Genomic DNA, 26895 nt, shown 5'->3' on the forward strand with positions numbered 1-26895 from the left:
GCCGACCAAGGAGTTCATGTGGCAGGCAACCTCACGCGCGACGAGGCGCGGGAACGGGCCCGGCTGCTCACCGTCGAGTCCTACACGGTCGAGCTGGACCTCACCACGGGCGCGGAGCGGTTCGGGTCGACCACCGTGGTCAGGTTCGGCAGCGCCGAGACGGGCGCGGACACGTTCATCGACCTGCACGGCGCCATCGTGCGGGAGGTGACGCTGAACGGGAAGGCCCTCGACCCCTCGTCCTATGACCCCGGGAAGGGCCGCCTCCCGCTGCCGGGCGTGGCGGCGGAGAACGAACTGCGCGTCGTGGCCGACTGCGAGTACTCGCGCTCGGGCGAGGGACTGCACAGGTTCGTCGACCCTGTCGACGACAGCGTGTACCTCTACTCGCAGTTCGAGACGGCCGACGCGCACCGCATGTACACCTGCTTCGACCAGCCCGACCTGAAGGCCACCTTCGAGTTCACCGTGAAGGCGCCGCAGGACTGGGAGGTCGTCACCAACGAGCCGGCCGAGTCCGCCGAGGGCGGGACGTGGCACTTCCTGCCGACGCCGCAGATCTCGACCTACATCACGGCGCTCATCGCCGGGCCGTACCACGTCGTCCGGGACGAGTACCGCCGCGCGGACGGCACCGTCATCCCGCTCGGCGTGTACTGCCGCGCCTCGCTCGCCGACCACCTCGACACCCCCGCGATCGTGGACGTGACCCGGCAGGGGTTCGGCTACTTCGAGAAGGTCTTCGGCCGCCCCTACCCGTTCACCAAGTACGACCAGCTGTTCGTCCCCGAGTTCAACGCGGGCGCGATGGAGAACGCGGGCGCCGTCACGTTCCTGGAGGACTACGTCTTCCGGTCGCGCGTCACCGACGCCGCCTACGAGCGGCGCGCCGAGACGATCCTGCACGAGATGGCGCACATGTGGTTCGGCGACCTCGTCACCATGCGCTGGTGGGACGACCTGTGGCTGAACGAGTCGTTCGCCACCTACATGAGCGTCCTGTGCCAGGCCGAGGCCACCAAGTGGACGGGCTCGTGGACGACGTTCGCGAACCTGGAGAAGGCGTGGGCGTACCGGCAGGACCAGCTGCCGTCCACGCACCCGATCTCCGCCGACATCCCCGACATCCGCGCGGTCGAGGTGAACTTCGACGGGATCACCTACGCCAAGGGCGCGTCCGTCCTGAAGCAGCTCGTCGCCTACGTCGGCCTCGACAACTTCCTGGAGGGCGTGCGGCGCTACTTCGACCGGCACGCGTGGGGCAACACCGTCCTGGCGGACCTGCTGGGCGCGCTGGAGGAGACGTCCGGCCGCGACCTGGCGTCGTGGTCGAAGGAGTGGCTGGAGACCGCCGGCGTCAACACGATGCGGCCCGAGTACCAGGTGGACGGCGACGGGAACTTCACGTCGTTCACGGTCCTGCAGGAGGCCAAGGCCGACTACCCGACGCTGCGCTCGCACCGCCTGGCGATCGGGCTGTACGACCTGACGGCGGAAGGGCTGGTCCGGCGTGAGCGGGTCGAGCTGGACGTCGTCGGCGCCCGCACCGACGTCCCGCAGCTCGTCGGGAAGAAGCGGCCCGACCTCGTCCTGGTCAACGACGACGACCTGACCTACGCCAAGATCCGGCTGGACGAGCACTCGCAGCGGACGCTCATCGAGCACATCGGCGACATCCGGGAGAGCCTGCCGCGCGCACTGTGCTGGTCGGCGGCGTGGGACATGACCCGCGACGCCGAGATGGCCACCCGCGACTACGTCCGGCTCGTCGCGAAGGGCATCCGCGGCGTCACCGACATCTCGGTCACGCAGACGCTGCTGCGGCAGGCGCGCACCGCCGTCCAGCAGTACGCGGACCCGGCGTGGCGCACCGACGGCCTCGCCCTGCTCGCCGGCACGCTGGCGGAACTGGCGCGCGAGGCCGAGCCCGGCTCGGACTTCCAGCTCGCCTACACGCAGGCGTTCGCCGCGTCGGCCGTGTCCGGCGAGCACCTGGCGTTCGTCCAGGGCCTGCTGGACGGCTCGCAGGTGCTCGACGGCCTCACCGTCGACACCGACCTGCGCTGGACGCTGCTGCGCCGCCTCGTCGTCACCGGCCGCGCGGGCGAGGCCGAGATCGACGCCGAGCACGAGCGGGACCGCACCGCCGCCGGCGAGCGGCACGCCGCCGCCTGCAAGGCCGCGATCCCGACCGCGGCGGCGAAGGCCGCCGCGTGGGAGCGGGTCGTGTCCGGCGACCTGCCGAACGCCGTCTACCGGTCGACGCTCGGCGGCTTCGTGGAGCCCGACCAGGTCGAGCTGCTGCTCCCCTACACCGACCGGTACTTCGCCGAGGTCGGCCGCGTGTGGAAGGAGTGGACGAGCGACATGTCGCAGACGTTCGCCGAGGTCGCCTACCCGTTCCTGGTGATCGAGCAGTCCACGGTCGACCGCACCGAGTCCTACATCGCCGAGCAGCACCCGCCGGCGGCGCTGGCCCGGCTGCTGTCGGAGGGCCGCGACGGCGTCGCCCGCGCGCTGCGCGCCCGCGCCAAGGACGCCGCCTCCGCCTGACACCCGCCCACGAACCCCGTGACCATGCAACCATCGCATGGTCACGGGGCCGGGCTGGAGGACGGTCGCCGAGCGGAGCTCGTCCGTTGGATGGCGGCGGGTGGGGGCTGGAGGACGGTCGCCGAGCGGAGCTCGTCCGTTTGAATGGCGGCGGGTGGGGGCTGGAGGACGGTGGTATGGAGACCGCACATGACGTGCTGACGGCGCTCGCGCGACGGTACGCGTTCGGCGACCTGGAGGCGCTGATCACGCAGGGCACGCTCGCCGCCGACGGCCGCCGGGCGGCGGTCGCGGCGCTGTGCGCGTTCGGGCAGCGCGTCCTCGACCTGGACGCCGAGGACTTCGGCATGCCGGAGGCCGTCGGCGAGGTCCCGCGCGACCTGCTCGACCGGGCCCGCGCCAGCCGGATGCCGCAGGCGGCCCGGGAGCGCCCGCGCGGCGCCCTGGCGAGCCTGCGGCCCGCCTACGCGCTGCTGCTGGAGGTCATCGCGATCCGCTGGTACCGGCGCGACATGGCCGCGCTGGTGGCGGCCGTCCACATCGCGAGCGAGTACCTGCCGATGCTGGCCTGGGAGCCCGTCCTCGGGCACGCCGGCGACCCGGCCCTCATCGGCGCGTCGGTGACCGGCGCGGGCAGCCGGTTCGGCGTGCCCGTCGAGCCGGGCTCGCCGCGGATGTGCGACCACACCCGCCCGGAGCGGTCCGCCTGCGAGCGGACGCTCCGCGTCGCGAAGGAGCCGGGCCCCGGCTGGCGCGCCTACCTCGACCGGCAGCACAGCCAGGTCGCGTCCGCGCTGGGCGACTGCGCCGCGCGCTGCCGCACGCCCTGCACGGTCGTGACCCGGCTGGACGACGCGGTGCGCGCCGATCTCACCGAGCGGTGCAGGCTGGCCGCCGACTTCACCGACGGCGCCCTCGTCAAGCTGCGGCACGCGGCGCCGGTCGGGCACGGGTTCGGCGTCCCGTCTCCGGAGGAGGTCCAGACGGCGTGGACCCGCGCCCGCAAGTCGCTGTCCCACCAGCCGCTCGGCCGCAAGGCACTGGCGGACGCCGACGGCTCCTACCCGCTGCCCGGCCTGCCCGCGCTCTTCTCGGCGATCGCGGACGCCGACCTGCGTCCGGACACGCTGCTGCACGACGTGACCGAGCGGATCACCGCCACGCTGACCTGATCGCGTCCGGGAGGTCCTCCAGAAGGACGGGCATCCCGGCCGAGTCGGCCAGGGGGACGCGCCAGTTGGGGTACTCGTCGGTGGTGCCCGGTTGGTTCTGGGTGCGGCGCTCGCCGACCGCGTCGGCGAGGGAGATGCCCGTCAGGCGGGCGGGGGTCCGGTCGAGGAACGCGTGCAGGGCGGCGACGATCTGCTCGTCGTGAACGGTGGAGCCGTCGGCCAGGGCCCGCATGACCTCGGCGGGCGGGGCGGGCAGCAGGTCCTCCTCGTGGAGCAGCACCAGCCAGTCGTTCAGCCGACGGCGGTGGTCGTCCTCCTCGTCCTCGCGGGGACGGGTGAGCAGGCCCAGCCGGTCGCGGAGCGCGATGTGGTCGCCGTGGACGAAGCCGACGATGGGCGGCATGTCATGCGTGCCGACCGTGGCCAGGGACAGTTCGCGCCACTCGTCCGGAGGCTTGGGGCGCCCCCCGGCGTCGCGTTCGAACCAGAGCAGGGACGTGCCGAGGATGCCGCGGTCGGACAGGCCGTCCCGGAGTTCGGGTTCGACGGTGCCGAGGTCCTCGCCGACCACGACGGCGCCGGCGCGCTCGGCCTCCCAGGCGAGGCAGCCGAGGAGCGCGTCCCGGTCGTAGCGGACGTAGGTGCCGTCGGCCGGCGAGCCGCCCTCGGGCACCCACCACAGCCGCGACACCTGCATGGCGTGGTCGAGGCGCAGCCCGCCGCCGCGCCGGAACGCGGCCGCGAGCATCTCCCGGAACGGGACGTAGGCGGCGCCGGCGAGGCGGTGCGGATGCCAGGGAGGCTGGCCCCAGTCCTGGCCGCGCTGGTTGAACTCGTCCGGCGGCGCGCCGACGCTCATGCCGGGCGCGAACAGGTCCCGGTAGATCCAGGAGTCGGCGCTGCCGTGCGCGACCCCGACCGCCAGGTCGTGGACGATCCCGACCGGCATCCCCGCGTCCCGGGCCGCCCGCTGCGCGGCCGCCAGCTGGCCGTCCAGGCGCCACTGGAGCCAGGTGTGGAAGTCGACGCGGCCGGCGAGGCGAGCGGCCTCGGCGGCGACGGCGGCGCCGCCGGCGTCGTGCAGCCCGGCGGGCCAGCGGCGCCAGTCCGGGCCGTGCTCCTCGGTGAGCGCGCACCAGGTCGCGAACGCGGTCAGCGCCGTCCCCTCCCGGGCGCGGAACGCCTCGTAGTCGCGCTGCGCCTCGGTGCCGCGCGGGAGGCGGTGCAGGGGTTCGAGCGCCTGGAGCTTGGCCGTCCAGACCGCGTCCCGGTCGATGGTGCCGCCGGGGATGCGCAGCGGTTCGGCGAGCGCGGCCAGGCGGTCGCGGTCTCCGGGCGGCAGCGCCGCGTACTCGGGGAGGTCCTCGACGCGCAGGTAGATCGGGGCGGCGAAGCGGCGGCTCATCGGCGAGTACGGCGACGGGCCGACCGGCGGGACGGGCTCGGCGGCGTGCAGCGGGTTGATCAGCGTGAACCCGGCGCCCAGCGCGCGGGCGCTCCACGACGCGAGGTCGGCCAGGTCGCGCAGGTCGCCGATCCCCCAGGACGCGCGGGACCGCACCGAGTACAGCTGCACGGTGAACCCGCGCAGCCGGCCGGGCACCGCCAGCCTGCGCGGGGCGACCAGCAGCGGCGCGCTCTCGGCGCCCGCGCGCAGGCGGTGCCACCCGAGCGGCAGGGCCTCCGTCGCCGGGACGGTCTCGCCGGTCGCCAGCTCGACGGCCGCGTCCGGGTATCCCGGCAGGCCGTCGCCGTCGCGGACGACGACGACCGGCGGCAGGCCGCGCGCGGTGCCGGCGGCCCGCTCCAGCTCCGTCCGGACGGCGCCCGGCGCCGACGCGTCGACCCCGAGTGCCGCCAGGACCGCGACGAGCGTGTCCGGCGCGACCGCCGCCTCCCGGCCGCGCCAGTCGGTGTAGCGGGTCGCGACCCCGTGCCGTCCGGCCAGCCTGATCAGTTCGTCGTCGCCCACGCCTGCAGCATGCCCGGGGCGGGCGGCCTCACGCCGTCCAGATCTCCGGCCTGCGGCCGATCCACGGGCGGGCCTCCTCCAGCTGCGCGGACAGCGAGATGAGCGTGCCCTCGCCGCCGAGCCGCCCGGCCAGCATGATCCCGATCGGCAGGCCCGCGTCGTTCCAGTGCAGCGGGACGTTCACCGCGGGCTGCCCGGACACGTTGTAGACGGCCGTGAACGGGGTGAAGTGGGTCTGCCGCCGGAAGTTCTCCGCCGGCTCCTGGTCGTGGAAGTGGCCGATCGGCACGGGCGGCGACGCGAGCGTCGGGTGCAGGATCGCGTCGAACTGGTCGGTGACCGGGAACGCGGCCCGCAGCGCCCCCTGCAGCGCGGCGTGCGACTGCATCAGCTGCGGCGCGGTGGCGGCCTCCCCGAGCCCGCGGAGCCAGCGGGTCAGCGGCTGCAGCAGGTGCTCGCCCTCCTCCGGGACGGGCGTCATCGTCGCCATCACGCCCCACAGCGTCGCGAAGTGCGGCAGCAGGTCGGCGCCGAGCACCTCGGGCAGGTCCACGACCTCGTGGCCCAGCTCCGCCAGCAGCTCCGAGGCGGCCTCGTAGGCGGCGGCGCAGTCCGGGTGGACCTCGACGCCCGGCACCGGCGGCCGCATGCTCCGCGCGATGCGCAGCCGGCCCGGCGCCCGGTCGGCGTGCGCGAGGAACGGCCCGTCCGCCGCGGGCGCCCGGTACAGGTCGCCGGGCATGTGGCCGGCCATCACGTCCAGCAGCAGGGCCGCGTCGCGGACGGTCCGGGCGATCGGCCCGTTCGTCGACAGCCCGAACAGGTCGGGGATGACCGGTCCGGCGGAGACCCGGCCGCGGGTCGGCTTGATCCCGAAGAGCCCGCACGCGCTGCTCGGGATCCGGATCGAGCCGCCGCCGTCGCTGCCCTGCGCGACCGGCGCCAGCCCGGACGCGACCGCCGCCGCGGCGCCGCCGCTGGAACCGCCCGCCGACCTGGTGAGATCCCAGGGCGTGCGGGCCGGGGGCGCGACGTCACCCTCCGTGTAGCAGGGCAGCCCGAACTCGGGCGTCGTCGTCTTGCCCAGCAGCACGGACCCCGCTTGCGCCAGCTTGGTCACCACATGGTCGTCGGCGAATCCGGTCAGCTCGGTGTAGGCGGCCGAGCCGAAGGTCATCCGGACCCCGTCGACCATGTTCAGGTCCTTGATCGGGACCGGGACGCCGTGCAGCGGCGGCAGGTCCGCCGGGTCCGCCGCGTCCAGCACCGCCTTCTCGGCCCGCCGCGCCTCCTCGCGGGCCCGCTCGGCGGTGACCGTCACATAGGCGCCCACCTGGGCGTTCAGCCGTTCGATGCGGTCCAGGTAGTGGTCGGTGAGCTCGACCGGAGACAGGTCCCGGGCGCGGACGGCCGCTGCCATCCGGGTGGCGCTGAGGTCATGTGTTTGTGTCACGAACCGGAACGCTAGACGCCGTGTGCGCGGGCATCAAAGAGGGCAGGGACGATAAGGCGAGGAAAGGTGGAGAGTGTCGGCGTACCCCTCCGCCGCGTAAGTTACTCACTGACCGGAGGGCGACAAAACTATTAACCCCCGATGACTAGTCGCCGACCGGCCGGATGATTACTCTGCGCTCGGAGGATCATGCCCCCGAGGGGAAAGGAACACGGAGCGTCACTCATGGCGATCATGGAGCGGGGCAACACGCAGGGAGCCAGGGGCCAGCCCCCGGCCGGAGCCGAGGCGGAGGAGGCACGTACGGAGGAGACGCGTGAGCACCACCACCAGGCTCCGGTGAAGGAGAGTCCCGACGGGCAGTCCGAGGAGCGCGCCGCCGAGCGCACCGCCGCGGTCCTGCTCGACGACCCCAAGATCCGCCGCTGGGCGTGGCGGGCCGGCGCGGCCGTCCTCGTGGGCGCCGCCGCCGCGGTCCTTTCGGGCTGGCGGCTCGGCATCGCCGTCGCGGTCCTGGTGGTCGTCGGCGACGTGGTCCGCAGCTCGCGCAAGAGCTCGTCCGTCGCCGCCTGGCAGAAGTCGTCGGCCGCCGAGCGGCGCACCGAGCGGCAGCTGAAGGCCCTGCAGCGCAGCGGCTACCTCGTGCTGCACGCGCGGGCCGTGCCGCGCGACGACGACGGCGTCAGCGACGGGCGGATCGACCACCTGGTGATCGGGCCGAGCGGCGTCTACGCCATCGACTCCGAGAAGTGGGACAAGCGCCTCCCCGTGCGCACCATGTCCCACATGAAGCTCTTCCACGGGCCCTTCAACAAGAAGGACCGGCTGGACGAGGCCCGCTGGGAGGCCCAGATGGCCAGCAGCATCCTCGCCGAGCGGGTGGGCTTCGAGGTGCCGGTGCAGCCGTCCGTGGCGATCTACGGGCCGTCCATCCCGTGGAAGGTCATGCGGGTGCGCGACGTCGACGTCTACGCGGGCAACCGGGCCCGCGCCTACCTGCGGCGGCGCCCGAAGATCCTCACCGACGGCGACGTGCGGCGCATCTTCCAGGCGGCGGAGAAGGCCCTGCCGCCCAAGTATCCCGACTGAGTCCGGCCGGCACGTCCGGCCGGTAGGGCCGAGGGCGGCCTGCTTCCCCGGGCCGCCCGCCCCGCACGGGCTCAACGGCGAGCCCCGCCGGGATCCCGCCGTGCCGGGCACCATCCACGCCGGGACGACCGTTCCCACCCGGGCCGACGCCCGCCGGGACGGCCGCGTCCCGGCTTTTCTCATGCCCGCCCGCCGGTTGGTAGCATCGAAGTCGTCACAGGCCGGCCCGCGCGACCTCCGCTGAGCCGGCCGCAGCGCCGCGATCCGCCGCTGCGGGCACGCTCCCGGAAGTTCGGCTCGGCACGTCACAGGTTGGAGAGGTCCCCATGCCACCGCTCAGGTCACGCACGGTCACGCACGGCAGGAACATGGCGGGCGCCCGCGCCCTCATGCGCGCCAGCGGCGTCGAACGCGAGGACTTCGGCAAACCGATCGTCGCGGTGGCCAACAGCTTCACCCAGTTCGTCCCCGGCCACGTCCACCTGGACGAGGTCGGCAAGGTCGTCGCGGGCGCCGTCCGCGAGGCCGGCGGCGTGCCCCGCGAGTTCAACACCATCGCCGTCGACGACGGCATCGCGATGGGCCACGACGGCATGCTGTACTCGCTGCCGTCCCGCGAGATCATCGCCGACGCGATCGAGTACATGGTCAACGCGCACTGCGCCGACGCCCTCGTCTGCGTCTCCAACTGCGACAAGATCACCCCGGGCATGCTGCTGGCCGCGCTGCGGCTGAACATCCCGACCGTGTTCGTCTCCGGCGGCCCGATGGAGGCCGGCAAGCCGGTCGAGGGCGTCATGGACGGCAACAAGCTCGACCTGATCGACCCGATCATCGCCTCGGCGGACGGCTCGATCGCCGAGGACAAGCTCCTGGAGATGGAGGAGAGCGCCTGCCCGACCTGCGGGTCCTGCTCCGGCATGTTCACCGCCAACTCGATGAACTGCCTCACCGAGGCGATCGGGCTGGCGCTGCCCGGCAACGGCACCGTCCTCGCCACCCACACCGCCCGCCGCCGCCTCTACCAGGACGCCGGCCGCACCGTCGTCGAGGTCGCCAAGCGCTACTACGACGGCGACGACGAGTCCGTCCTGCCGCTGAACATCGCCACCCGCGAGGCGTTCGAGAACGCCATGGTGCTGGACGTCGCCATGGGCGGCTCCACCAACACGATCCTGCACCTGCTCGCCGCCGCGACCGAGGCCGGCGCCGACTTCGGGCTGACCGAGATCGACGCGGTGTCCCGCCGCGTCCCGTGCGTCTGCAAGCTGGCCCCCGCGACCGGCAAGTACCACGTCGAGGACTGCCACCGCGCCGGCGGCATCCCCGCCCTGCTCGGCGAGCTGAACCGGGGCGGGCTGCTGCACAGCTCCGCGCACTCGATCCACTCCGCGTCGATGGACGAGTTCGTCGCCAAGTGGGACGTCCGATCCCCCGGCGTCCTGCCCGAGGCCGTCGAGATGTTCCACGCGGCGCCCGGCGGCGTCCGCAGCACCTCGGCGTTCTCGCAGAGCGCCCGCTGGGAGTCGCTCGACCTGGACCGCGAGAACGGCTGCATCCGCTCGGTCGAGCACGCCTACACCGCCGACGGCGGCCTCGCCGTCCTGCGCGGCAACATCGCCCCCGACGGCGCGATCGTGAAGACCGCCGGCGTCGAGGAGGAGCTGTGGACCTTCACCGGCCCCGCCGTCGTCTTCGAGTCGCAGGACGACGCCGTCGAGGGCATCCTCAGCGGCAGGATCAAGGCCGGTGACGTCGTCGTGATCCGCTACGAGGGCCCGAAGGGCGGCCCCGGCATGCAGGAGATGCTGTACCCGACGAGCTTCCTCAAGGGACGCGGGCTCGGCAAGGCGTGCGCGCTGGTCACCGACGGCCGGTTCTCCGGCGGCACCTCGGGCCTGTCCATCGGGCACGCCTCCCCGGAGGCGGCGGGCGGCGGCGTCATCGCCCTCGTCGAGGACGGCGACCGCGTCGTGATCGACATCCCGAACCGCGTCCTCGAACTGGACGTCCCGGCCGACGAGCTGGAGATCCGCCGCGAGAAGCTGCTCGCCGACCTCGGCGGCTACCGCCCCCGCGACCGCCACCGCCCGGTCAGCGCCGCCCTCCGCGCCTACGCCGCGATGGCGACCTCCGCCTCCACCGGCGCGGCCCGCGACGTCTCCCAGGTGGAGCGCCTCAACGGCTGAGCGACGGGCATTACCCCCGAGGTAATCGCCTCCATTCCCCGTGCAGGGCAGAGTGGTGGTTGCCAGGCGAACAGCCCGGCAGCCACCACTCGAAGGATTTCGCGATGACCGCCTACGCACTCGCCCACCTGCGCCCCCAGCCGCCGCTCCACGACGACGTGTTCGTCTACATCGAGCGCATCCAGGACACCATGGACCCGTTCGGCGGCCGCTTCCTCGTCCACGCGACCGACACCGAGGTGATCGAGGGCCCGGTGGAGGGGGGCTACGTCCTCATCGAGTTCCCCGACATGGACAAGGCCCGCGCCTGGTACCGGTCGGACGCCTACCGGGAGATCCTCCCCATGCGCACCGACAACATGGAGGGCACGGTCGTCCTGCTGCAGGGCGTCCCGCCGAACTACGACGCGGCGGCCACCGGCAGGGCGATGCGCGCGGCCCAGAACGGCTAGGAGCAGCAGCCCCCGCCGCAGCAGCCGCCGACGGGCTTCGGCGCCGGCGCGGCCCCCCGCGACGTGCCGGTGACGGCGACCGTGGACAGCAGCTTCACCGTGTCGCCATGCCCCTCCGGGCACGGCGCCGGGTCGGAAGCGTTGATCATCGGACGAGAGACCTCAAAGGTCGACCCGCAAGCCCGGCAACGATAGTCATAACGAGGCACGCCACCAGGATAAGCCCCAACCACCGGTCACGGGCAGGCACGCGGAGGGCGCCCCAGCGCCCGGAGCGGGTCGCCCCCGGGTTATGCGGCCACGTAGGGGGCCCATTGGGGGTCGCCGTCGTGGACGAGGCCGATGAGGCGCCAGTGGGCGCCGCGGGGGACGGCGGGGGTGATGGTGAGCGTCCAGCCGAGTTCGGACAGGAGGCGGTCGGCCTTGCGGTGGTTGCAGGTCATGCAGGAGGCGACGCAGTTCTCCCAGGCGTGCTTGCCGCCGCGGCTGCGCGGGTGGACGTGGTCGATGGTCTCGGCGCGGCGGCCGCAGTAGACGCAGCGGAAGCTGTCGCGGCGCATCAGCGCGGCGCGGGTCAGCGGGACGCGGGTACGGAACGGGATGCGGACGTAGCGGCGCAGCCGGATGACGGACGGCACCTCCACCGTCATCGTCGCGGAGTGCAGCACCGCGCCCGAGGTGTCGTGGTGGACGATCTCGGCCTTCTCCCGGAGCACGAGGCAGACCGCCCGCCGCAGCGGGAGCGTGGTGAGTGGTTCGTACGTCGCGTTCAGGAGGAGGACCTGCCGCATCAGACGGCCTCCGCCGGTTTCCGCTGTGCGTCTGCCTCGGCGGGCGCGGGCGACCGCGCCTCGAACCGAGGCCCGGTTATTGTCTCCGGTTCCTGCGCACTCGCCATGAGGACCTCCCCAAGGGGCGAACCGACCTTCATCAGTGTGGCGTCTGTTGGAGCCCGTTCGCTACCCCAATAATCCCCCGTCGGCGGCCGGATCGAACGCGGGGGCCGGTTCGCGGCGAGTCGGAGTGTGCGGGACGGGTTGCCCGGAACGGCCAATACAGTGCATACATGACGCCGTATCCGCCCGCGCACCGCCAGGACATCGTCGAGGACATCCACGGTCACCGGGTCGCGGACCCGTACCGGTGGCTGGAGGACGCCGACGCCGGCGACACCGCGGAGTGGCTCGCCGCGCAGGACCGGCTCTTCCACAAGGTCGTGGACGCGCTGCCGGGGCGGGACCGGCTGCGCGAGCGGCTCGGCGAACTGCTCGGCGCGGGCAGCGTCGGCTCCCCCGTGTGGCGGGGCGAGCGGCGGTTCTTCACCCGGCGCGCCGCCGACCAGGAGCATCCCGTCCTCTACACGGTGGACCCGGACGGCTCCGAACGGGTCCTGGTCGACCCGATGGCCCTCGACGAGGGCGGGACGACGACGCTGGACGGCTGGCAGCCCGACAAGGAGGGGCGCCGCCTCGCCTACAAGGTCTCGACCGGCGGGGACGAGGAGTCCCTGCTGTACGTGATGAACGTCGCGACCGGCGAGCGGATCGAGGGGCCGATCGACCGGGCGCGCTACTCGTCGGTGGCGTGGCTGCCGGGCGGGGAGGCGTACTACTACGCGCGGCGGCTGCCCGCGCGGGAGGTCCCGGCGGGCGAGGAGCAGTACCACCGGCGCGTCTACCTGCACCGGGTCGGCACCGAGCCCGACACCGACGACGTGCTGATCTTCGGTGCGGGGATGGACAAGACCAACTACTACGGGGTCGGTGTCAGCCGGGACGGGCGCTGGCTGACGGTGTCGTCGTCGCAGGGCACGGCGCCGCGCAACGACCTGTGGATCGCGGACCTGTCCGCGTCGCCGCTGGAGGCGCCGGTGCTGCGGGCCGTCCAGGAGGGCGTGGACGCCGGCACCGGCCTGCACGTCGGGCGGGACGGCCGCGCCTACATCTTCACCGACCGGGACGCGCCGCGGTCCCGGCTGTGCGTCGCCGACCCGGCCGACCCGTCCTACGAGCGGTGGCGGGACCTCGTCCCGCAGGACCCGGAGGCCGTCCTCACCGACTTCGCCGTCCTGGACGGCCTGGAGCGTCCCGTCCTGCTGGCCGGGTGGACGCGGCACGCGATCAGCGAGATCACCGTCCACGACCTGGAGACGGGTGAGCGGATCGGGAGCGTGCCGACGCCGGGCCTCGGCTCGATCGGCGGGATCATCGAGCGGCCCGAGGGCGGCCACGAGGCGTGGTTCGGCTACACCGACAACGTCACGCCGTCGTCGGTGCTGCGCTATGACGCCCGCACCGGCGAGACCACGCCGTGGGCGTCGGCGCCGGGCACGGTCGCCGTGCCCGAGATCGAGACGCGCCAGGTCGTCTACACCTCGCGCGACGGGACGCGGGTGCGGATGCTGGTCGCGTCCCGCCCCGGCCTGTCCGGCCCGCGGCCGGCGATCCTGTACGGCTACGGCGGCTTCAACATCTCGCTCACGCCGTCCTACTCGGCGAGCATCCTGGCGTGGGTGGAGGCGGGCGGCGTCTACGCGATCGCGAACCTGCGCGGCGGGTCCGAGGAGGGCGAGGAGTGGCACCGCGCGGGCATGCGGGACCGCAAGCAGAACGTGTTCGACGACTTCCACGCCGCCGCGGAGAAGCTGGTCGCGGACGGCCTGACCACGCCCGCGCAACTGGCGATCTCGGGCGGTTCCAACGGCGGCCTGCTCGTCGGCGCGGCCCTCACCCAGCGCCCCGACCTGTACCGGGCGGTGGTCTGCTCGGCGCCCCTCCTCGACATGGTGCGCTACGAGCGGTTCGGGCTCGGCCAGACCTGGAACGACGAGTACGGGACGGCCGACGACCCCGAGGAGTTCGGCTGGCTCGTCGGCTACTCCCCGTACCACAACGTCCACGCCGGGACCGCGTACCCGGCCGTCCTGTTCACGACGTTCGGCAGCGACACCCGGGTGGATCCGCTGCACGCGCGCAAGCTGTGCGCCGCCCTCCAGCACGCGACCGCGTCCGACGCCCCGATCCTGCTGCGCAACGAGGCCGAGGTCGGCCACGCCGCCCGCTCGGTGAGCCGCTCGGCCGATCTGATGACCGACACGCTCACGTTCTTGGCCGCGCGGACCGGGCTGGACCTCCCGGCCGGTTCGGACGAATTGACTCGTGGTCTAATAGCGGGATGAGCACGGTGACGCCGCCGACCACCGCGGACCGGGTCCTCGACCTGCTCCGCGAGCCGCCCGAGGCACCCGCCCCGGCCGCGGGCTACCTCGACCTGCTCGGGCCGCCGGCGAAGCCGTCCCTCGCCCAGTCGGCGATGGAGTCGGCGTTCCTGCCGCGGATCTACGAGAAGGTCTGGCGCCCCATCGGCTTCAACGTCGCCAAGGGCTGGCCGTTCGGCCCCGGCACCGCCGCCGAGCACGCGATGGCCCGCGACTGGCTCGGCCTCGCCGCCGACCGGCCCGCGACGGTGCTGGACGTCGCCTGCGGCCCCGGCAACGTCACCCGCGCCCTCGCGGAGGGCGTCGCGCCGGGCGGCCTCGTCGTCGGCCTGGACGCCTCCGAGACCATGCTCGCCCAGGCCGTCCGCGACCCGCGGGGGAACGTCGGCTATGTCCGCGGCGACGCCGTCGACCTCCCGTTCCGCGACGGCGTGTTCGACGCCGTCTGCTGCTTCGGCGCCCTCTACCTGTTCGACGACCCGTGGGGGGCCGTGGACGGCATGACCCGCGTCCTCAAGCCCGGCGGGCGGCTCATCATCCTCACCTCGCGCCGGCCCTCCCCGCTGCCCAGCGCCCGCATCGGCGGCGAGTTGCTCCGCCGCGCCACCGGCTTCACCTTCTTCGGCGACCGCGAGGTCACCCGCGCGCTCGCCGCGCGCGGCTTCACCGGCATCCGGCGGCACCGCTACCCCCTGATGCAGGTGGTGGGAGGCCGCCGCACCTGAAGGTTTCCTGAACCCCCGCCCTAGGACGCACTCGGGGATCGCGCTACGCTTTCACAAGAACACGCACGGAACACCCGTGCGACACAGCGACCCCCTCCTGGGGTTGGGAAGCCTCCAGGAGGGGGTTGTGCCCTGTTCATGGTTTTTCTCCTCCGTCAGCGGAGGAGTTTCTCTAGGTAGATGTTGACGATGCCGCCGATGGTCTCCCGCCGGGTCTCCCGCCAGCCGAACGTGCGGTAGAGCGCCAGCGCCGGGGCCTGGAGCTCGGTGGTGTCGGCGCGCAGGACGCGGTAGCCGTACTCGGCGGCCCGCTCCTCCAGGGCACGGACGACCGCGGCCCCGTAGCCGCGGCGCTGGACGGCGGGCAGCACGCGCAGGCGGACCATCTCCACGGCGTCCAGGGTGGGGGAACCTGGGGCGTAGCCGCCGAACGCGCGGGCGTGCCCGCCGGGGATGAGGTCGGCGCGCCGCAGGCCGCCCATCGCGACGATGCGGCCGCCGAGTTCGCCGACGAGGAACTCGCCGTCGTTGCGCAGGTAGATGTCCTCCATGCGGAAGAAGTCGTGGTCGTAGTAGACGCCGTCGCCGGGGCGGAGGCCGACCTGGGCCAGGCCCTCGCGGTGCAGGGCCAGGACGGTGCCGTGGTCGGCGGCGTGGTAGCGGCGGATCCAGAGGTCGCCGAAACTCCATACGGGGGGCTCGTCCTGCCGCCGGACGAGGTGGCCTTGCGAGGAGGTGCTGCCCATGCGAGGTCAGACCTGCTCGGCCGGGGGGACGGAGGCCGGGCTCTGCACCGAGGGGCCGGCGAGCGCCTCGTAGAAGTCCTTCAACGCGGGGATCTCGCCGTGCTTGGCCGACACGGCCGCGCCGATCTGGCGGGCCCGGTGCACGAGGATGTCGGACCGGTGGGCGGTCGGCAGGTCGAGGATGGCCTCCCGGCCCGCGTTGAGCGCGGCGTCGGGATGGCCCGCGTGGAGCTTGCACATCGCGCGGTCGAGGCGCACCAGCGTCAGGTCGACGCGGTCGGTGGGCGAATAGAGGGTGAGGGCGTGGCTGAGCACCTCGTCGCCGTGCCGGTGGTCGCCGAGGTTGGTGAAGGTGTCGCCCTCGTAGAAGGCCATCTGCCGGTCGGTGAACCCGAACACCAGGTCGCCGGTGTCGGTCGTGGAGAGCTGGTCGAACACCGAGCGGCCGCGGACGAGGGCCCGGCGGGCGCTCGGCGCGGCGTCGCCGCGCCCGCGCAGCGCGAGCATGCCGAGCGCGCGGGCCTCCACGGCCGGGGCCATCGCGGCGGCGACGCCGGGCGTCCGGCCGGCGAGGTCCTGGGCCTTGCGGGCCAGGTGCAGCGCCTCGCGCGGATCGCCGTAGTACATCGGCACCAGGGACTCGCGGACGGTCACCCAGGCGCGCAGCTGCCGGTCGCCGGTCTCGTCGGCGGCGGTGCGCGCGGTCCGGAAGAACGAGCGGGCCAGCCGGTGGTCGCCCAGGTTGATCATGATCAGCCCGGACAACCCGGACAGCTGCGCCGCGATCCGGCACAGCCGCTCCTGGAGTTCGACCGGCTGCCGCTTGTCGCACATCCGGCGCACCTCGCTGAAGTCCAGCAGGACGTCGCAGAGCATCCGGAGGGACGGGGTCGCCTGGTACTGCCGGCCGTAGCCGTAGGTCGTCTCCTCCCACTGGTCCAGCATGGTCGGCGAGACGGTCGCGCCGACCAGGGTGTCGTCCATCTTGCGGCGCAGGTTGTCGACGGCCCCAAGGAACTGGCCGTCGAGCGCCACGCCCGCTCCGGCCAGCAGTTGCAGAAGGGTCCTACGAAGCACGATGTCCTCCTCTCCCACATCAATGGTCAGGGGGCCCTCGGCGCGGTCGGGGCCCCGTAAGTCGTTAACGGTGATCCAGGGGCGTTCCTCGCCCCTCGGGACGATGGCGCCGACGAGCGCGTCGGCGGCCGGTGCCGCCGGGCGCCGCTCGGCGGCGCGCGGCGGGGGGACGCCGGGGGCGCCCGTGCGGGCCGCGTGGCCGCGGCCGCAGATGCAGGGACTCTGGTAGTCGAGCGCGTCGGGCTCGACCCGGTAGACGGCGCAGATGTAGTGCAGGTACTCGGGACCGGGTCGCTTGTACCCGCTCTCGTAGGCCGACAGCAGCGTCTCCCCGAGCCGGGGCGCCGGCTTGCCGTCCACCTCGTAGAGCGCCTTGACCTGCGCCACGATGTCGGACAGTGCCACGCCGTGGGCGAGGCGGTGCGCCTTGACCCGGCTGGTGCCGAACAGCGGCCCGCACTGCTCGTGGATCTCCTGCGCGATCTGGACCGGGCCCTGCCCCCGGGCCAGAGCGTGCGCGCGGATCCGGCGAGCCACTTCGGTCTCTTTCCGGGGGGGATCCGACATCGACTCCGGCCTCCTCACGTCGTGCCGGGACGCCGTTCCCCTGGGGAGGGCGATCGTCCCTGCCACGGCGACCGGTCGCTAGATGGCCACGACAGATAATCTCTCGCGCACGCAGCGTAACCCCCGCCACGGGGGCCGCCAAGCGGTTTCGCAGAAGAGGGCGGGGGTCGGAGGCATCCCATCCTCCGTGGGTAGAGATTCTTCCTCCGCGGGAGGAGAGCCTTCCTCTGAAGTGGGGTAATCCGGTACTTCGGCGGACGGCCGGTCTCTTGACCCGCCAGTGTGAGAGTTGCAATTCTCGCCCCGAGTGACCGGACGGATTCACAGAGTCGATCATCCGGCCGGTCCGGTCAGCGCCCGGTCCTCGCCCATGGAGGGGGTGTCACGGTGGTCAGCGACAGACGCGTCGGCTACCTGGAAGAGCTGGAGCACGAACTCGACACGCGGGGGCTCGTCGCCCGCGTCGTCCGGACCCGTTCGGGGCCCGCCTTCCTGCGGGTCGTGAACCCGGAGGCCGCGAGTCTGGCGGAGGACGTCACCTGCGCGCCGGCTCCCGAGACGAAGGACCACTACTTCTGGTGGTCGTGGGGAGAGCGCATGCACCACGTGGACGACGTGGGGGGCGCCGCCATGAAGCTGGCGCGCGTGCTCCAGCCGCTCCACCGCGGGGCGGGCGGCCGCCGCTGAGCCTGCGCCCGTCCGAGGCCCGGCCCCCCACGACCGGCTCCCTCGACGACCGGCTCCCCATGATCGGCACCCGGCCCCCCCAGACCGGGCGTGTCCCGCGGACCGCGGCGGGAAAGGCGCGGCAGCCGCCGGCCCGCGGGACACGCTCGCCGGACAGCCCCTCCCCGGCCGCGCCGCGCCGCCGCACCCGGCACCGCACGCCCCGGCACCGTACGAATCGGTCGTTTTCGTCCCCTACGATCGGGCTCGTACGGCGCCGGGGGTCCACGGTCGAGGTGGCGAGGCACCACAATGGCCGGGGAGGGTCTGCACCATGTCGCTCGCTGGGTCCGCGCTCGCCGCGTCGCTCACCACGTCTCTCACGGGGTCCGCTCCGGCGCTCGCCGGGCCGTCCGTGCTGCCCTGGGCCGACAAGGGCTCCCCGGAGTCGGCCTGCGGCGACCCGAAGCCGACCACGGCGTGCCGGCTGGTCTGGAACGTCTCGCACGACACCGGCTTCACCAAGTTCTTCGCGACCTGGCTCGACCGGCCCCTCACCACCCTGCTGCTGATCATCCTCACCTTCGTGATCGCGCTGGTCGTGAAGAACATCGCGCACCGCATGATCACCAAGATCACGCTGCGGATGGCCGAGGGCACGATGTCGGAGCGGTCCCGCGAGCGGTCCCGGGCGGTCTTCGAGGGCAGCCCCGTGCTGCTGAACCGGCGGCGGGCCCAGCGGGCGCAGACGCTCGGCTCGGTGCTGCGCTCGATCGCGTCCGTCCTGATCATGGGGACGGCGCTGTTCAGCATCCTCGGCTCGCTCGGCCTCAACCTCGCGCCCATCCTGGCCAGCGCGAGCGTCATCGGCGTCGCGGTCGGGTTCGGCGCGCAGAACATCGTCAAGGACCTGCTCGCCGGGCTGTTCATGCTGCTGGAGGACCAGTACGGCGTCGGCGACTACATCGACGTGGGCAGCGCGAAGGGCACGGTCGAGGCCGTCACGCTGCGGGTCACCCGGATGCGGGACGTCGACGGCGTCGTCTGGTACGTCCCGAACGGCGAGATCAAGAAGGTCGGGAACGAGTCGCAGAACTGGGGCCGGGCCGTCCTCGACATCCCCGTGGACATCCACGAGGACACCGAGAAGGTCAAGGAGATCCTGCAGACCACCGCCGACGGGATGGCCGGCGAGGCGGCCTGGAAGGACCTCGTCCTGGAGCAGCCGTCGGTGTGGGGCGTGCAGGCCCTCGCCGGCGACGCCATCGTGATCCGGGTGGTGCTGAAGACCGCGCCGGGCAAGCAGGGCGACATCGCCCGCGAGCTGCGCGAACGCGTCAAGCGCTCGTTCGATGAGGCGGGCGTCACGGTGGCCACCGCGGCGCCGTGAGCGATCAAGGTGAGGATCGGGACGCATCTCACATATGGTGGGGAGCGCTATGGCTGAACAGGTGACTTTCTACGAGGCGGTCGGCGGTGCGGAGACCTTCCATCGGCTGGTGCACCGCTTCTACCAGGGCGTCGCGGAAGATCCCGATCTGCGCCCCATGTACCCCGAGGAGGACCTCGGTCCCGCCGAGGAGCGGCTGCGGCTGTTCCTGATCCAGTACTGGGGCGGCCCGAACACCTACAGCCAGCGGCGCGGGCACCCGCGGCTGCGGATGCGGCACGTGCCGTTCGTCATCGACGAGGCGCAGCACGACCGGTGGCTGAAGCACATGCGGGACGCGGTGGAGGAGCTCGACCTGCCCGAGCCGCTGGAGAAGCAGCTCTGGGACTACTTCACGATGGCGGCGCGGAGCATGGTGAACGCCCCGGGAGCGTGACCGCCGCGGACTGATCGGGTAGATCGGCGTGTATGACGCGAATCCCGTGGTGGCGCAACGCCGTCGTGTACGAAATCTACGTCCGCAGCTTCGCCGACTCCGACGGGAACGGTGAGGGCGACCTCCAGGGGATCCGGTCCCGGCTCGGCCACCTGCGCGACCTCGGTGTGGACGCGCTGTGGCTCACCCCCTTCTACCCGTCCCCGCTGGCGGACGGCGGCTATGACGTGGCCGACTACCGCGACGTCGACCCCCGGTTCGGCACGCTGGACGACTTCGACGCCCTCGTCGCGGACGTCCACGCGCACGGGCTGCGGCTGATCGTCGACATCGTCCCGAACCATTCGTCCGACCGGCACCGCTGGTTCCGGGAGGCGCTGGCCTCGCCGCCGGGCTCGGCCGAGCGTTCGCGCTACATCTTCCGTCCCGGGAGGCCGGGGGAACGTCCCGGCGAGGAGGACCCGCCGAACGACTGGCCGTCCGCGTTCGGCGGCCCGGCGTGGACGCGCGTGGACGACGGCGAGTGGTACCTGCACCTGTACGCGCGCGAGCAGCCGGACTTCAACTGGCGCGACCCGGAGATCGGGCGGGAGTTCGAGGAGATCCTGCGGTTCTGGCTCGACCGCGGCGTGGACGGCTTCCGCATCGACGTCGCCGCCGGCCTGTTCAAGGACGCGTCGTTCCGCGACCTCGGGCCGGACGACCGCCGCGTCCTGACCGGCCCCATCTACAGCCGTCCGGAAGTCCACGAGGTGTACCGCGGGTGGCGGCGGATCCTGGAGGAGTACGACGGCGACCGCATGGCCATCGGCGAAGTGTGGACGGACGGCCCCGAAGACCTCGCGCTCTATCTGCGTCCTGACGAACTGCACCAGGTCTTCCAGTTCGACCTGCAACTGGCCTCGTGGTCGGCGACGGCGTTCCACGACGTGATCGTCGCCGCGCTGAAGGCCGTCGCGCCCACCGGCGCCGCGCCGACATGGGTGCTGTCCAGCCACGACTCCGTCCGCCACGTGACGCGTTACGAGCAGGCCGAGAGCTTCCCCGGGACCGGACGTGCCAGAGCGAGGGCGGCACTGCTGCTGCTGTTGGCGCTCCCCGGCTCGGCGTACCTGTACCAGGGCGAGGAACTCGGCCTGCCCGAGGTGACGGACCTCCCGGACGAGGCCCGCCAGGACCCGATCTTCGCGCGCACGAACGGGGAACTCGCCGGGCGGGACGGCTGCCGCGTCCCGCTGCCGTGGTCGGGCGATGCCGAACCGTACGGGTTCTCCGCCGCCGGCGTCCGGCCGTGGCTGCCGATGCCGCGGGACTGGGCGTCCCTGACCGCGCAGGCGCAGGCGTCCGACCCGTCGTCCATGCTGGCCTGGTACCGCGACGCGCTGGCGCAGCGCCGCCGCCTGACGGACGGCGGCCTGCCGCAGGACGTGGCGTGGCTCGACTCCCCCGGCACGGCCCTGTTCTTCCGGCGCGGCCCGCTCACCTGCGCCCTGAACTGCGGCGAGAACCCGGTGCGCCTCCCGCCGGGCGCCCCGCTGCTGACCAGCGCCCCGCTCTACGGCGACCTGCTCCCCGGCAACACGGCCGCCTGGCTCGCCTCCCCCGAGTAGCCGCGCCGCCGGAGACGGCGGTGCGCCGGGCTGTGCCAGGGGTCAGCGCACAGCCGGCGCACCGCGAGCCTTCGCCGGGGGGACGTCCTGCTACAGCGGCGGGCGCTGGAGCTGGAGCGGGTCGTCGGCGCGCGGGGCCGGCCCGAAGGTCTGGACGCCGGTCTCGGCGCCCGCCCAGCGCTGGACGTCCGCGATCGCCTTGGCCTGCTCGTCGGCGGGCAGCCTGGCGATGAGGCGGGCGCTGTGGTTCATGCCGGGCGCCACGTACACGGCCGAGTCGCGGGCACCGCGGCCGAGGGTGAACGGCTCGGCGCCCCACGGGTCGTTGGCGCCGTACAGGAACAGCATGTGGTTCGAGTTGTGGCGCACCCAGCGGTCGATGTCGCGCATGGCGCGGCCGTGGTCGAACCGCATCGCGATGTCACGCGGGACGTAGGTGCGCGGCTGGTAGCTGCTCTCGTAGCGCAGCAGCGGCCGCAGGTTCTTGAACTTCGGCGCCGGCCAGCCGAGCTGCGTGCCCGCCTGGTAGTAGTACGGGATGTACGGCGCGAGCCCCTGGTCGCTGTAGAAAGACAGCCCGGAGATGGTGTCGAGCGTCTGGTAGATCTCGTCGTCGGATGCGTCGACCGACGGGAGCGACGCGCAGTCGGACTGCAGGCTGTACTGCCAGAACGCCCACTCGTAGTCCATCACGGAGTTCTCGAACGCGCGGTCCTGCGTGCGCAGGATGGTGAAGGTCAGGCCCTGCTCGTCGGCGGCGGCCTTGAAGCGCTTGAGCATCGCGGGGCGGCGCTTCAGGAACTCGCGGGCGAGCCCCTTGACGTGGGCGCGGCATTCGGGGTCGTCGCCGACGGTCGTGAAGAACTTGTCGTAGGCGCGGTCGTCGTTGTTGTTGACGTCGTTGGGCGCGACGTACACGACGCTGCCGTCGACGTCGTTCGGGTAGAAGCGCTTGTGGTAGACGGCCGTCATGCCGCCCTTGCTCGCGCCGGTCGAGATCCACTTGCCCTTGTAGATGGTCTTGAGCGCGCGGATGAGCCGGTGCTCGTCGGTGGCGGCCTGCCAGATGTTGTCCTTGGACCAGTCGGTCGGCTCGGGACGGGACGGGGTGAAGTAGCGGTACTCCACCGAGATCTGGTTGCCGCCGACCAGGGCCGTCGGCTCGGAGGTGAACATCACCTCGGGCGTGTCGTAGCCGCTGGTGTAGAGCACCATGGGCTTGTCCGACGCCTTGTGCTGCAGCATGATGCGCTGCTCGAACCACTGCCCCCAGGGCTTGCGGTGGTCGACCGGCTGCCGGTACTCCAGCCAGAACCAGCGGTAGCCGGGAATCGTCGAGGTCTTCTCCGTCACCTGCATTCCGGGAATGGCCTTGAGCTGGGCGAGAATGTCGCCCGCCTGGGCCGCACCGGCCTGTGCCGCACCGGCCTGCGTGGTGATCGCCGCCTGGGCGGCCGTTGCGCCCGCCCCGGTCATTCCGGCGGCGAGCAGCAGTGCCATCGCTCCTCGTGAGACGCGCCGCATTGTGCCCCTTTCACGTGGGTTCTCCACATTCGCGTCGCGACACTAGAGGGAGAAGAGGGCGGAAAACGGATTGCTGTAACGCTTGTTACCTATCCGTGACAGCTCGGTTGTCACGCCGGCGGGGTCGGCGCCACTCCGTCGTCCCACGGGGCGAGGCATTCGAAAAGGCGCTCGTCGTGCCAGCGTCCGTCCAGGTGAATGTGGCGGCGGGCCGTCCCGACGGCCCTGAAGCCGTTGTTCAGCAGGACGCGCTGGGAGGCGTGGTTGTCGAGCCGCGTGAACGCCTCGACGCGGTGCAGGCGCATGCCGCCGAACGCCACGTCCAGCGCCTGCCCGAGCGCCTCCGTGGCGACACCGCGGCCGGCGTGCGCGCGCGCCACCCAGTAGCCGACGAAGCAGCTCTGCAGGGGGCCGCGCAGGACGTTGTTGAGCGTGATCCGCCCGGCGATCTCACCGTCGACCAGGACGGCGCCCGGCCACATCTCGCCGGTCGCGTACGCCTCGACGAGGTCGTGCAGGTTGTCGCGCTGGCCGTCCACCGTGAAGTACGGCTCGTCCCGCTCCGGTTCCCAGGGGCGCAGGTACTCGCGGTTCTCCCGGACCAGCGCGGCGAGGGCCTCCGCGTCCGCCACCTGGACGACGCGGAGCCGCACACCGGGCCGCGGCCCGTCCAGCACGGGCGGCGGCCCGGCCAGCGTGGTCATGCGCGGGGCACCACGTAGCGTCCGATGAACTCGCGCTCCTCCGGCGTCCAGCGGCGCAGCCGGTTCGACTCCACGTCGAAGGCGACGAGCGTCGAGGTCGCCTGCGCGTACACGTGCTCGTCGTCCCGCACCTCGTAGGCGAGCTTGACCGAGGCGGCGCGGGCCTCGGTCACCCACGTCTCCACCCGGATCGGGTACACGGTCGGCAGCAGCGGCAGCCGGTAGTCGATCTCGTGCCGCGAGATCACCATGCCGCGGACGGGCTGCTCGCCCTTGCGCACCGGGTCGCCGTGGAACATCTCCAGCCGCGCGTCCTCCAGGTAGCCGAGGAACTTGACGTTGTTCACGTGGCCCTGGGAGTCGATGTCGCCGAACCGGATGCTGAACTCGTAGACGTGCCGGTACTCGGCCGGAGGCGTCCGCTGCATGTCCTCGCCTGGGAGATAGGGGGAACCGGGGTCGGCCCGATGTTACCCGCAGCGGTCTCAGTCGCGGACGAGCGAGGGTCGCTTGCGATCGAACGTCCAGCCCGGGACGAGGTACCGCATCGCCGCCTCGTCGTCGCGGTCGCCGAGCCCGTGCCGCTCGTAGAGCCGGTTAGCCTCCGCCAGCCGCTCCTCGTCGATGTCGATGCCGAGGCCGGGTTCGTCGGGGAGGGCGATCCTCCCGTCCACGATCCGCAGCGGGTCCTTGGTGAGGCGCTGGCCGTCCTGCCAGATCCAGTGCGTGTCGATCGCGGTGATCTCACCGGGCGCGGCGGCGGCGACGTGCGTGAACATCGCCAGCGACACGTCGAAGTGGTTGTTGGAGTGCGAGCCCCAGGTCAGGCCCCACGCCTCGCACAGCTGCGCCACCCGGACCGAGCCGCGCATCGTCCAGAAGTGCGGGTCGGCGAGCGGGATGTCGACCGCGTCCAGCCGGATCGCGTGGCCGAGCTCCCGCCAGTCGATCGCGATCATGTTGGTGGCGGTGCGCAGGCCGGTCGCGCGGCGGAACTCCGCCATCGTCTCCCGTCCGGAATAGCCCAGTTCGGCGCCGCACGGGTCCTCGGCGTAGGCGAGGACGTCCTTGAGCGCGGTCCCGATGCGGATCGCCTCGTCCAGCGACCACGCGCCGTTCGGGTCGAGGTTGATGCGGGCGTCCGGGAACCGCGCGGCGAGCGCCCGCACCGCCTCGGCCTCCTCCTCGCCCCGCAGCACGCCGCCCTTGAGCTTGAAGTCGGCGAACCCGTACCGCTCCCGCGCGGCCTCCGCCTGCCGGACGATCGCGTCCGGCGTCAGCGCCTCCTCGCGCCGCACCCGGAACCAGCCGTCCGCGTCCTTCGGGGGCGCTTCATACGGAAGGTCAGTCCTGTTCCGGTCGCCGATATAGAACAGGTAGCCGAGCATCGGGATCGCGCGGCGCTGGACGCCGTCGCCGAGCAGCGCCGCGACCGGCACGCCGAGGAACCGCCCCATCAGGTCGAGCAGCGCCGACTCGATCGCGGTGAGCGCGTGGACGGTGATCCGCGTGTCGTGGGTGAGCGGGCCGCGCCCGCCCGCGTCCAGGTGGCCGAACGCGGCGCGGACGGAGTTCAGGATCTCGTCCGACCGCCCGATGGGCCTGCCGACGATCAGGCCGCGGGCGTCCTCCAGCGTCCTGCGGATGCCCTCGCCGCCCGGCACCTCGCCGACGCCCGTGCCGCCGGACGAGTCGGTGAGCAGCAGCACGTTCCGGGTGAAGAACGGGCCGTGCGCGCCGCCCAGGTTGAGCAGCATGCTGTCGTGCCCGGCGACGGGCACGACCCGCATCCCGGTGACGACCGGCGTGCTCATCGGGGCACCCCCTGGTAGGCGATCGGCCGCTGGAAACGCTCGATGGCGAGGCTCCCCACGGACGTCGTGCGCGCGTCGGACGTGGCCGGGAACGGGCCGCCGTGGACCATCGCGTGCCCGACCCGCACACCGGTGGGCCAGCCGTCCCACAGGATCCGGCCGGCCAGGCGCTCCAGGACGGGCAGCAGCCGCGCCGCGTCGTCGCCCCTGCCGTGGATCGTCGCGGTCAGCTGGCCCTCCAGGCCGCGCGCCACGTCGATGGCCTGGTCGAGGTCGTCGCAGCGGACCACGAGCGAGCAGGCGCCGAAGATCTCCTGCTCCAGGTCGGGGCCGAAGTCGGCGGCGTCCACGACCGCGAGCGCGGCCCGGCAGCCGGCCGCCGCGTCGGGTTCCCTCCCGCGCGCGATGATCTCCACGCCGGGGCGGCCTTCGAGCCGCCGGACGCCCTCCGCGTAGGCGCTCGCGATGCCCGGCGTGAGCATCGGCGCGCCGGGGTCGGCTTCGATCCCCTTGGCGGCCGCGTCCAGGAACGCGTCGAGGTGCGGGCCCCCGACCGCGAAGACGAGCCCGGGGTTGGTGCAGAACTGCCCGGCGCCGAGCGTCACCGAACCGACGAACCCCTCGGCCAGTTCGGCGCCGCGCGCCGCGAGGGCGTCCGGGAGCAGGAAGACCGGGTTGACGCTGCTCATCTCCGCGTAGACCGGGATCGGCCGCGGCCGGTCCGCCGCCGCCCGCGCGATCGCGAGGCCCGCCTTGCGCGACCCGGTGAACCCGACGGCCTGGATGCGCGGGTCGGTGACGAGCGCGATGCCGAGCGTCGGGCCGTCCCCGTACAGCATCGAGAACACGCCTTCGGGCAGGCCCGCGACCTGGACGGCCTCCGACACCGCCTGCCCGACCAGCTCGCAGGTCCCCGGGTGGGCGTCGTGCGCCTTCACGACGACCGGGCAGCCCGCCGCCAGCGCCGACGCGGTGTCCCCGCCTGCCACCGAGAACGCGAACGGGAAGTTGCTCGCGCCGAACACCGCGACCGGGCCGAGCGGCACCCGGCCCTGCCGGATCTCGGGCCCGCCGTCGTTCGCGGGGTCGGTGCTCAGGACCGGCCGGTCGCCGTCGCGGAGGCCGTCCAGTGAACCGGGCGCGGCGGTGGCGCGGACGTCGGCGGCGAAGAGCCGGAGCTGCCCGGTGGTGCGGCCGACCTCGCCGGTCAGCCGCGCCTCGGGCAGGCCCGTCTCGGCCATCGCGCGCTGGACGAGGTCGTCGGCGAGGGCGTCCAGCTTGCCGGCGATCACTTCGAGGAACGCGGCCCGCTGCTCGGCGGTCGTCGCCCGGTAGGCGTCGAACGCCGCCTCCGCCAGGGCGCAGGCGCGTGCCACGTCGCCCTCGTCGCCGTAGCGGTACGCGGGGTCGAGGCTCGCACCGGTGCGGGGATCGACGGCGGTGATCGCCCTCCCCGTGCCGGCGACGCGGTCGAAGCCGATCACCATGCGTCCGGTGAGCTGCACCAAGGTCCGTCCTCCGTCCGTCCGGCAGAGTGGT

General features: G+C 72.9%; 22 protein-coding genes. 11 read left to right on the top strand and 11 right to left on the bottom strand.

Annotated features, from left to right (window positions below):
- Positions 1-18 precede the first annotated feature (18 nt).
- Complete coding sequence (gene pepN, locus ABZ806_RS09260) at positions 19-2553, top strand: aminopeptidase N (protein WP_500216370.1); 2535 nt, start codon at positions 19-21, stop codon at positions 2551-2553.
- A gap of 176 nt (positions 2554-2729) precedes the next feature.
- Complete coding sequence (locus tag ABZ806_RS09265) at positions 2730-3725, top strand: hypothetical protein (protein ID WP_500216371.1); 996 nt, start codon at positions 2730-2732, stop codon at positions 3723-3725.
- Here ABZ806_RS09265 and malQ read toward each other — a convergent pair.
- Both malQ and ABZ806_RS09275 read right to left on the bottom strand, forming a co-directional pair.
- On the bottom strand, positions 3706-5697 hold the full coding sequence (gene malQ / locus ABZ806_RS09270) for a 4-alpha-glucanotransferase (protein WP_500216372.1): 1992 nt from the start codon (positions 5695-5697) through the stop codon (positions 3706-3708). The two genes, ABZ806_RS09265 and malQ, sit on opposite strands and share 20 nt — an antisense overlap.
- Positions 5698-5725: 28 nt before the next feature.
- Positions 5726-7150 (bottom strand): amidase, encoded by a 1425-nt coding sequence (locus tag ABZ806_RS09275; protein WP_500216373.1) that lies wholly within the window; start codon positions 7148-7150, stop codon positions 5726-5728.
- Between the two features lie 225 nt (positions 7151-7375).
- On the opposite strand from ABZ806_RS09275, the gene ABZ806_RS09280 reads away from it, so the two are divergent.
- The 3 genes from ABZ806_RS09280 (at position 7376) to ABZ806_RS09290 (ending at position 10880) form a co-directional block, all read left to right on the top strand.
- Positions 7376-8239: a nuclease-related domain-containing protein gene (locus ABZ806_RS09280; RefSeq protein WP_500216374.1), complete on the top strand. Its 864-nt coding sequence runs from the start codon at positions 7376-7378 to the stop codon at positions 8237-8239.
- Between the two features lie 326 nt (positions 8240-8565).
- On the top strand, positions 8566-10428 hold the full coding sequence (ilvD, locus tag ABZ806_RS09285; RefSeq protein ID WP_500216375.1) for a dihydroxy-acid dehydratase: 1863 nt from the start codon (positions 8566-8568) through the stop codon (positions 10426-10428).
- Positions 10429-10532: 104 nt separating this feature from the next.
- Positions 10533-10880, top strand: coding sequence for a DUF1330 domain-containing protein (locus tag ABZ806_RS09290; RefSeq protein WP_500216376.1), 348 nt, complete (start codon positions 10533-10535; stop codon positions 10878-10880).
- On the opposite strand, the gene ABZ806_RS09295 is transcribed toward ABZ806_RS09290, so the two are convergent.
- Both ABZ806_RS09295 and ABZ806_RS09300 read right to left on the bottom strand, forming a co-directional pair.
- Positions 10877-11089 (bottom strand): FmdB family zinc ribbon protein, encoded by a 213-nt coding sequence (locus tag ABZ806_RS09295; protein ID WP_500216377.1) that lies wholly within the window; start codon positions 11087-11089, stop codon positions 10877-10879. The genes ABZ806_RS09290 and ABZ806_RS09295 overlap by 4 nt on opposite strands.
- Before the next feature lie 81 nt (positions 11090-11170).
- Complete coding sequence (locus ABZ806_RS09300) at positions 11171-11671, bottom strand: HNH endonuclease (RefSeq protein ID WP_500216378.1); 501 nt, start codon at positions 11669-11671, stop codon at positions 11171-11173.
- A gap of 275 nt (positions 11672-11946) precedes the next feature.
- Here ABZ806_RS09300 and ABZ806_RS09305 point away from each other — a divergent pair, with 275 nt between their 5' ends.
- On the top strand, positions 11947-14058 hold the full coding sequence (locus ABZ806_RS09305; protein WP_500216379.1) for a prolyl oligopeptidase family serine peptidase: 2112 nt from the start codon (positions 11947-11949) through the stop codon (positions 14056-14058).
- The gene (locus ABZ806_RS09310) at positions 14055-14822 is read left to right on the top strand and encodes a class I SAM-dependent methyltransferase (protein WP_500216380.1); all 768 of its coding nucleotides are present in this window, start codon (positions 14055-14057) and stop codon (positions 14820-14822) included. The genes ABZ806_RS09305 and ABZ806_RS09310 overlap by 4 nt, the downstream gene beginning before the upstream one ends.
- A gap of 155 nt (positions 14823-14977) precedes the next feature.
- Here ABZ806_RS09310 and ABZ806_RS09315 read toward each other — a convergent pair whose 3' ends face one another.
- Complete coding sequence (locus ABZ806_RS09315) at positions 14978-15568, bottom strand: GNAT family N-acetyltransferase (protein WP_500216381.1); 591 nt, start codon at positions 15566-15568, stop codon at positions 14978-14980.
- Between the two features lie 6 nt (positions 15569-15574).
- Positions 15575-17212, bottom strand: coding sequence for an NsdA family TPR-like regulatory protein (locus ABZ806_RS09320; protein ID WP_500216382.1), 1638 nt, complete (start codon positions 17210-17212; stop codon positions 15575-15577).
- A 387-nt stretch (positions 17213-17599) separates the two neighbouring features.
- Between ABZ806_RS09320 and ABZ806_RS09325 the strand changes: the two genes are divergently transcribed.
- The 4 genes from ABZ806_RS09325 (at position 17600) to ABZ806_RS09340 (ending at position 21314) form a co-directional block, all read left to right on the top strand.
- Positions 17600-17899, top strand: coding sequence for a hypothetical protein (locus tag ABZ806_RS09325; RefSeq protein ID WP_500216383.1), 300 nt, complete (start codon positions 17600-17602; stop codon positions 17897-17899).
- A gap of 313 nt (positions 17900-18212) precedes the next feature.
- Positions 18213-19268, top strand: coding sequence for a mechanosensitive ion channel family protein (locus tag ABZ806_RS09330; RefSeq protein WP_500216384.1), 1056 nt, complete (start codon positions 18213-18215; stop codon positions 19266-19268).
- 49 nt (positions 19269-19317) lie between these two features.
- Positions 19318-19704, top strand: a complete 387-nt coding sequence (locus tag ABZ806_RS09335) for a globin (RefSeq protein WP_500216385.1) — start codon at positions 19318-19320, stop codon at positions 19702-19704.
- 32 nt (positions 19705-19736) lie between these two features.
- A complete protein-coding gene (locus tag ABZ806_RS09340) occupies positions 19737-21314 on the top strand; it encodes a glycoside hydrolase family 13 protein (RefSeq protein WP_500216386.1) in 1578 nt (525 codons plus the stop codon).
- Positions 21315-21404: 90 nt separating this feature from the next.
- Here ABZ806_RS09340 and ABZ806_RS09345 read toward each other — a convergent pair whose 3' ends face one another.
- From ABZ806_RS09345 to ABZ806_RS09365, 5 genes are all read right to left on the bottom strand, one after another.
- On the bottom strand, positions 21405-22814 hold the full coding sequence (locus tag ABZ806_RS09345) for a S28 family serine protease (protein WP_500216387.1): 1410 nt from the start codon (positions 22812-22814) through the stop codon (positions 21405-21407).
- 134 nt (positions 22815-22948) lie between these two features.
- A complete protein-coding gene (locus ABZ806_RS09350) occupies positions 22949-23542 on the bottom strand; it encodes a GNAT family N-acetyltransferase (protein ID WP_500216388.1) in 594 nt (197 codons plus the stop codon).
- Positions 23539-23970 carry an acyl-CoA thioesterase gene (locus tag ABZ806_RS09355; RefSeq protein ID WP_500216389.1) on the bottom strand — a complete coding sequence of 144 codons (432 nt, stop codon included), beginning with the start codon at positions 23968-23970 and terminating at the stop codon, positions 23539-23541. The genes ABZ806_RS09350 and ABZ806_RS09355 overlap by 4 nt, the downstream gene beginning before the upstream one ends.
- Positions 23971-24027: 57 nt before the next feature.
- The gene (locus ABZ806_RS09360; RefSeq protein ID WP_500216390.1) at positions 24028-25356 is read right to left on the bottom strand and encodes an enolase C-terminal domain-like protein; all 1329 of its coding nucleotides are present in this window, start codon (positions 25354-25356) and stop codon (positions 24028-24030) included.
- Positions 25353-26861, bottom strand: coding sequence for an aldehyde dehydrogenase (NADP(+)) (locus tag ABZ806_RS09365; RefSeq protein ID WP_500216498.1), 1509 nt, complete (start codon positions 26859-26861; stop codon positions 25353-25355). Before ABZ806_RS09365 ends, ABZ806_RS09360 begins: the two co-directional genes overlap by 4 nt.
- Positions 26862-26895: the final 34 nt, after the last annotated feature.

It is taken from the genome of Spirillospora sp. NPDC047418, from assembly GCF_040643275.1.
In the GTDB taxonomy this organism is placed as follows: Bacteria; Actinomycetota; Actinomycetes; order Streptosporangiales; family Streptosporangiaceae; genus Spirillospora.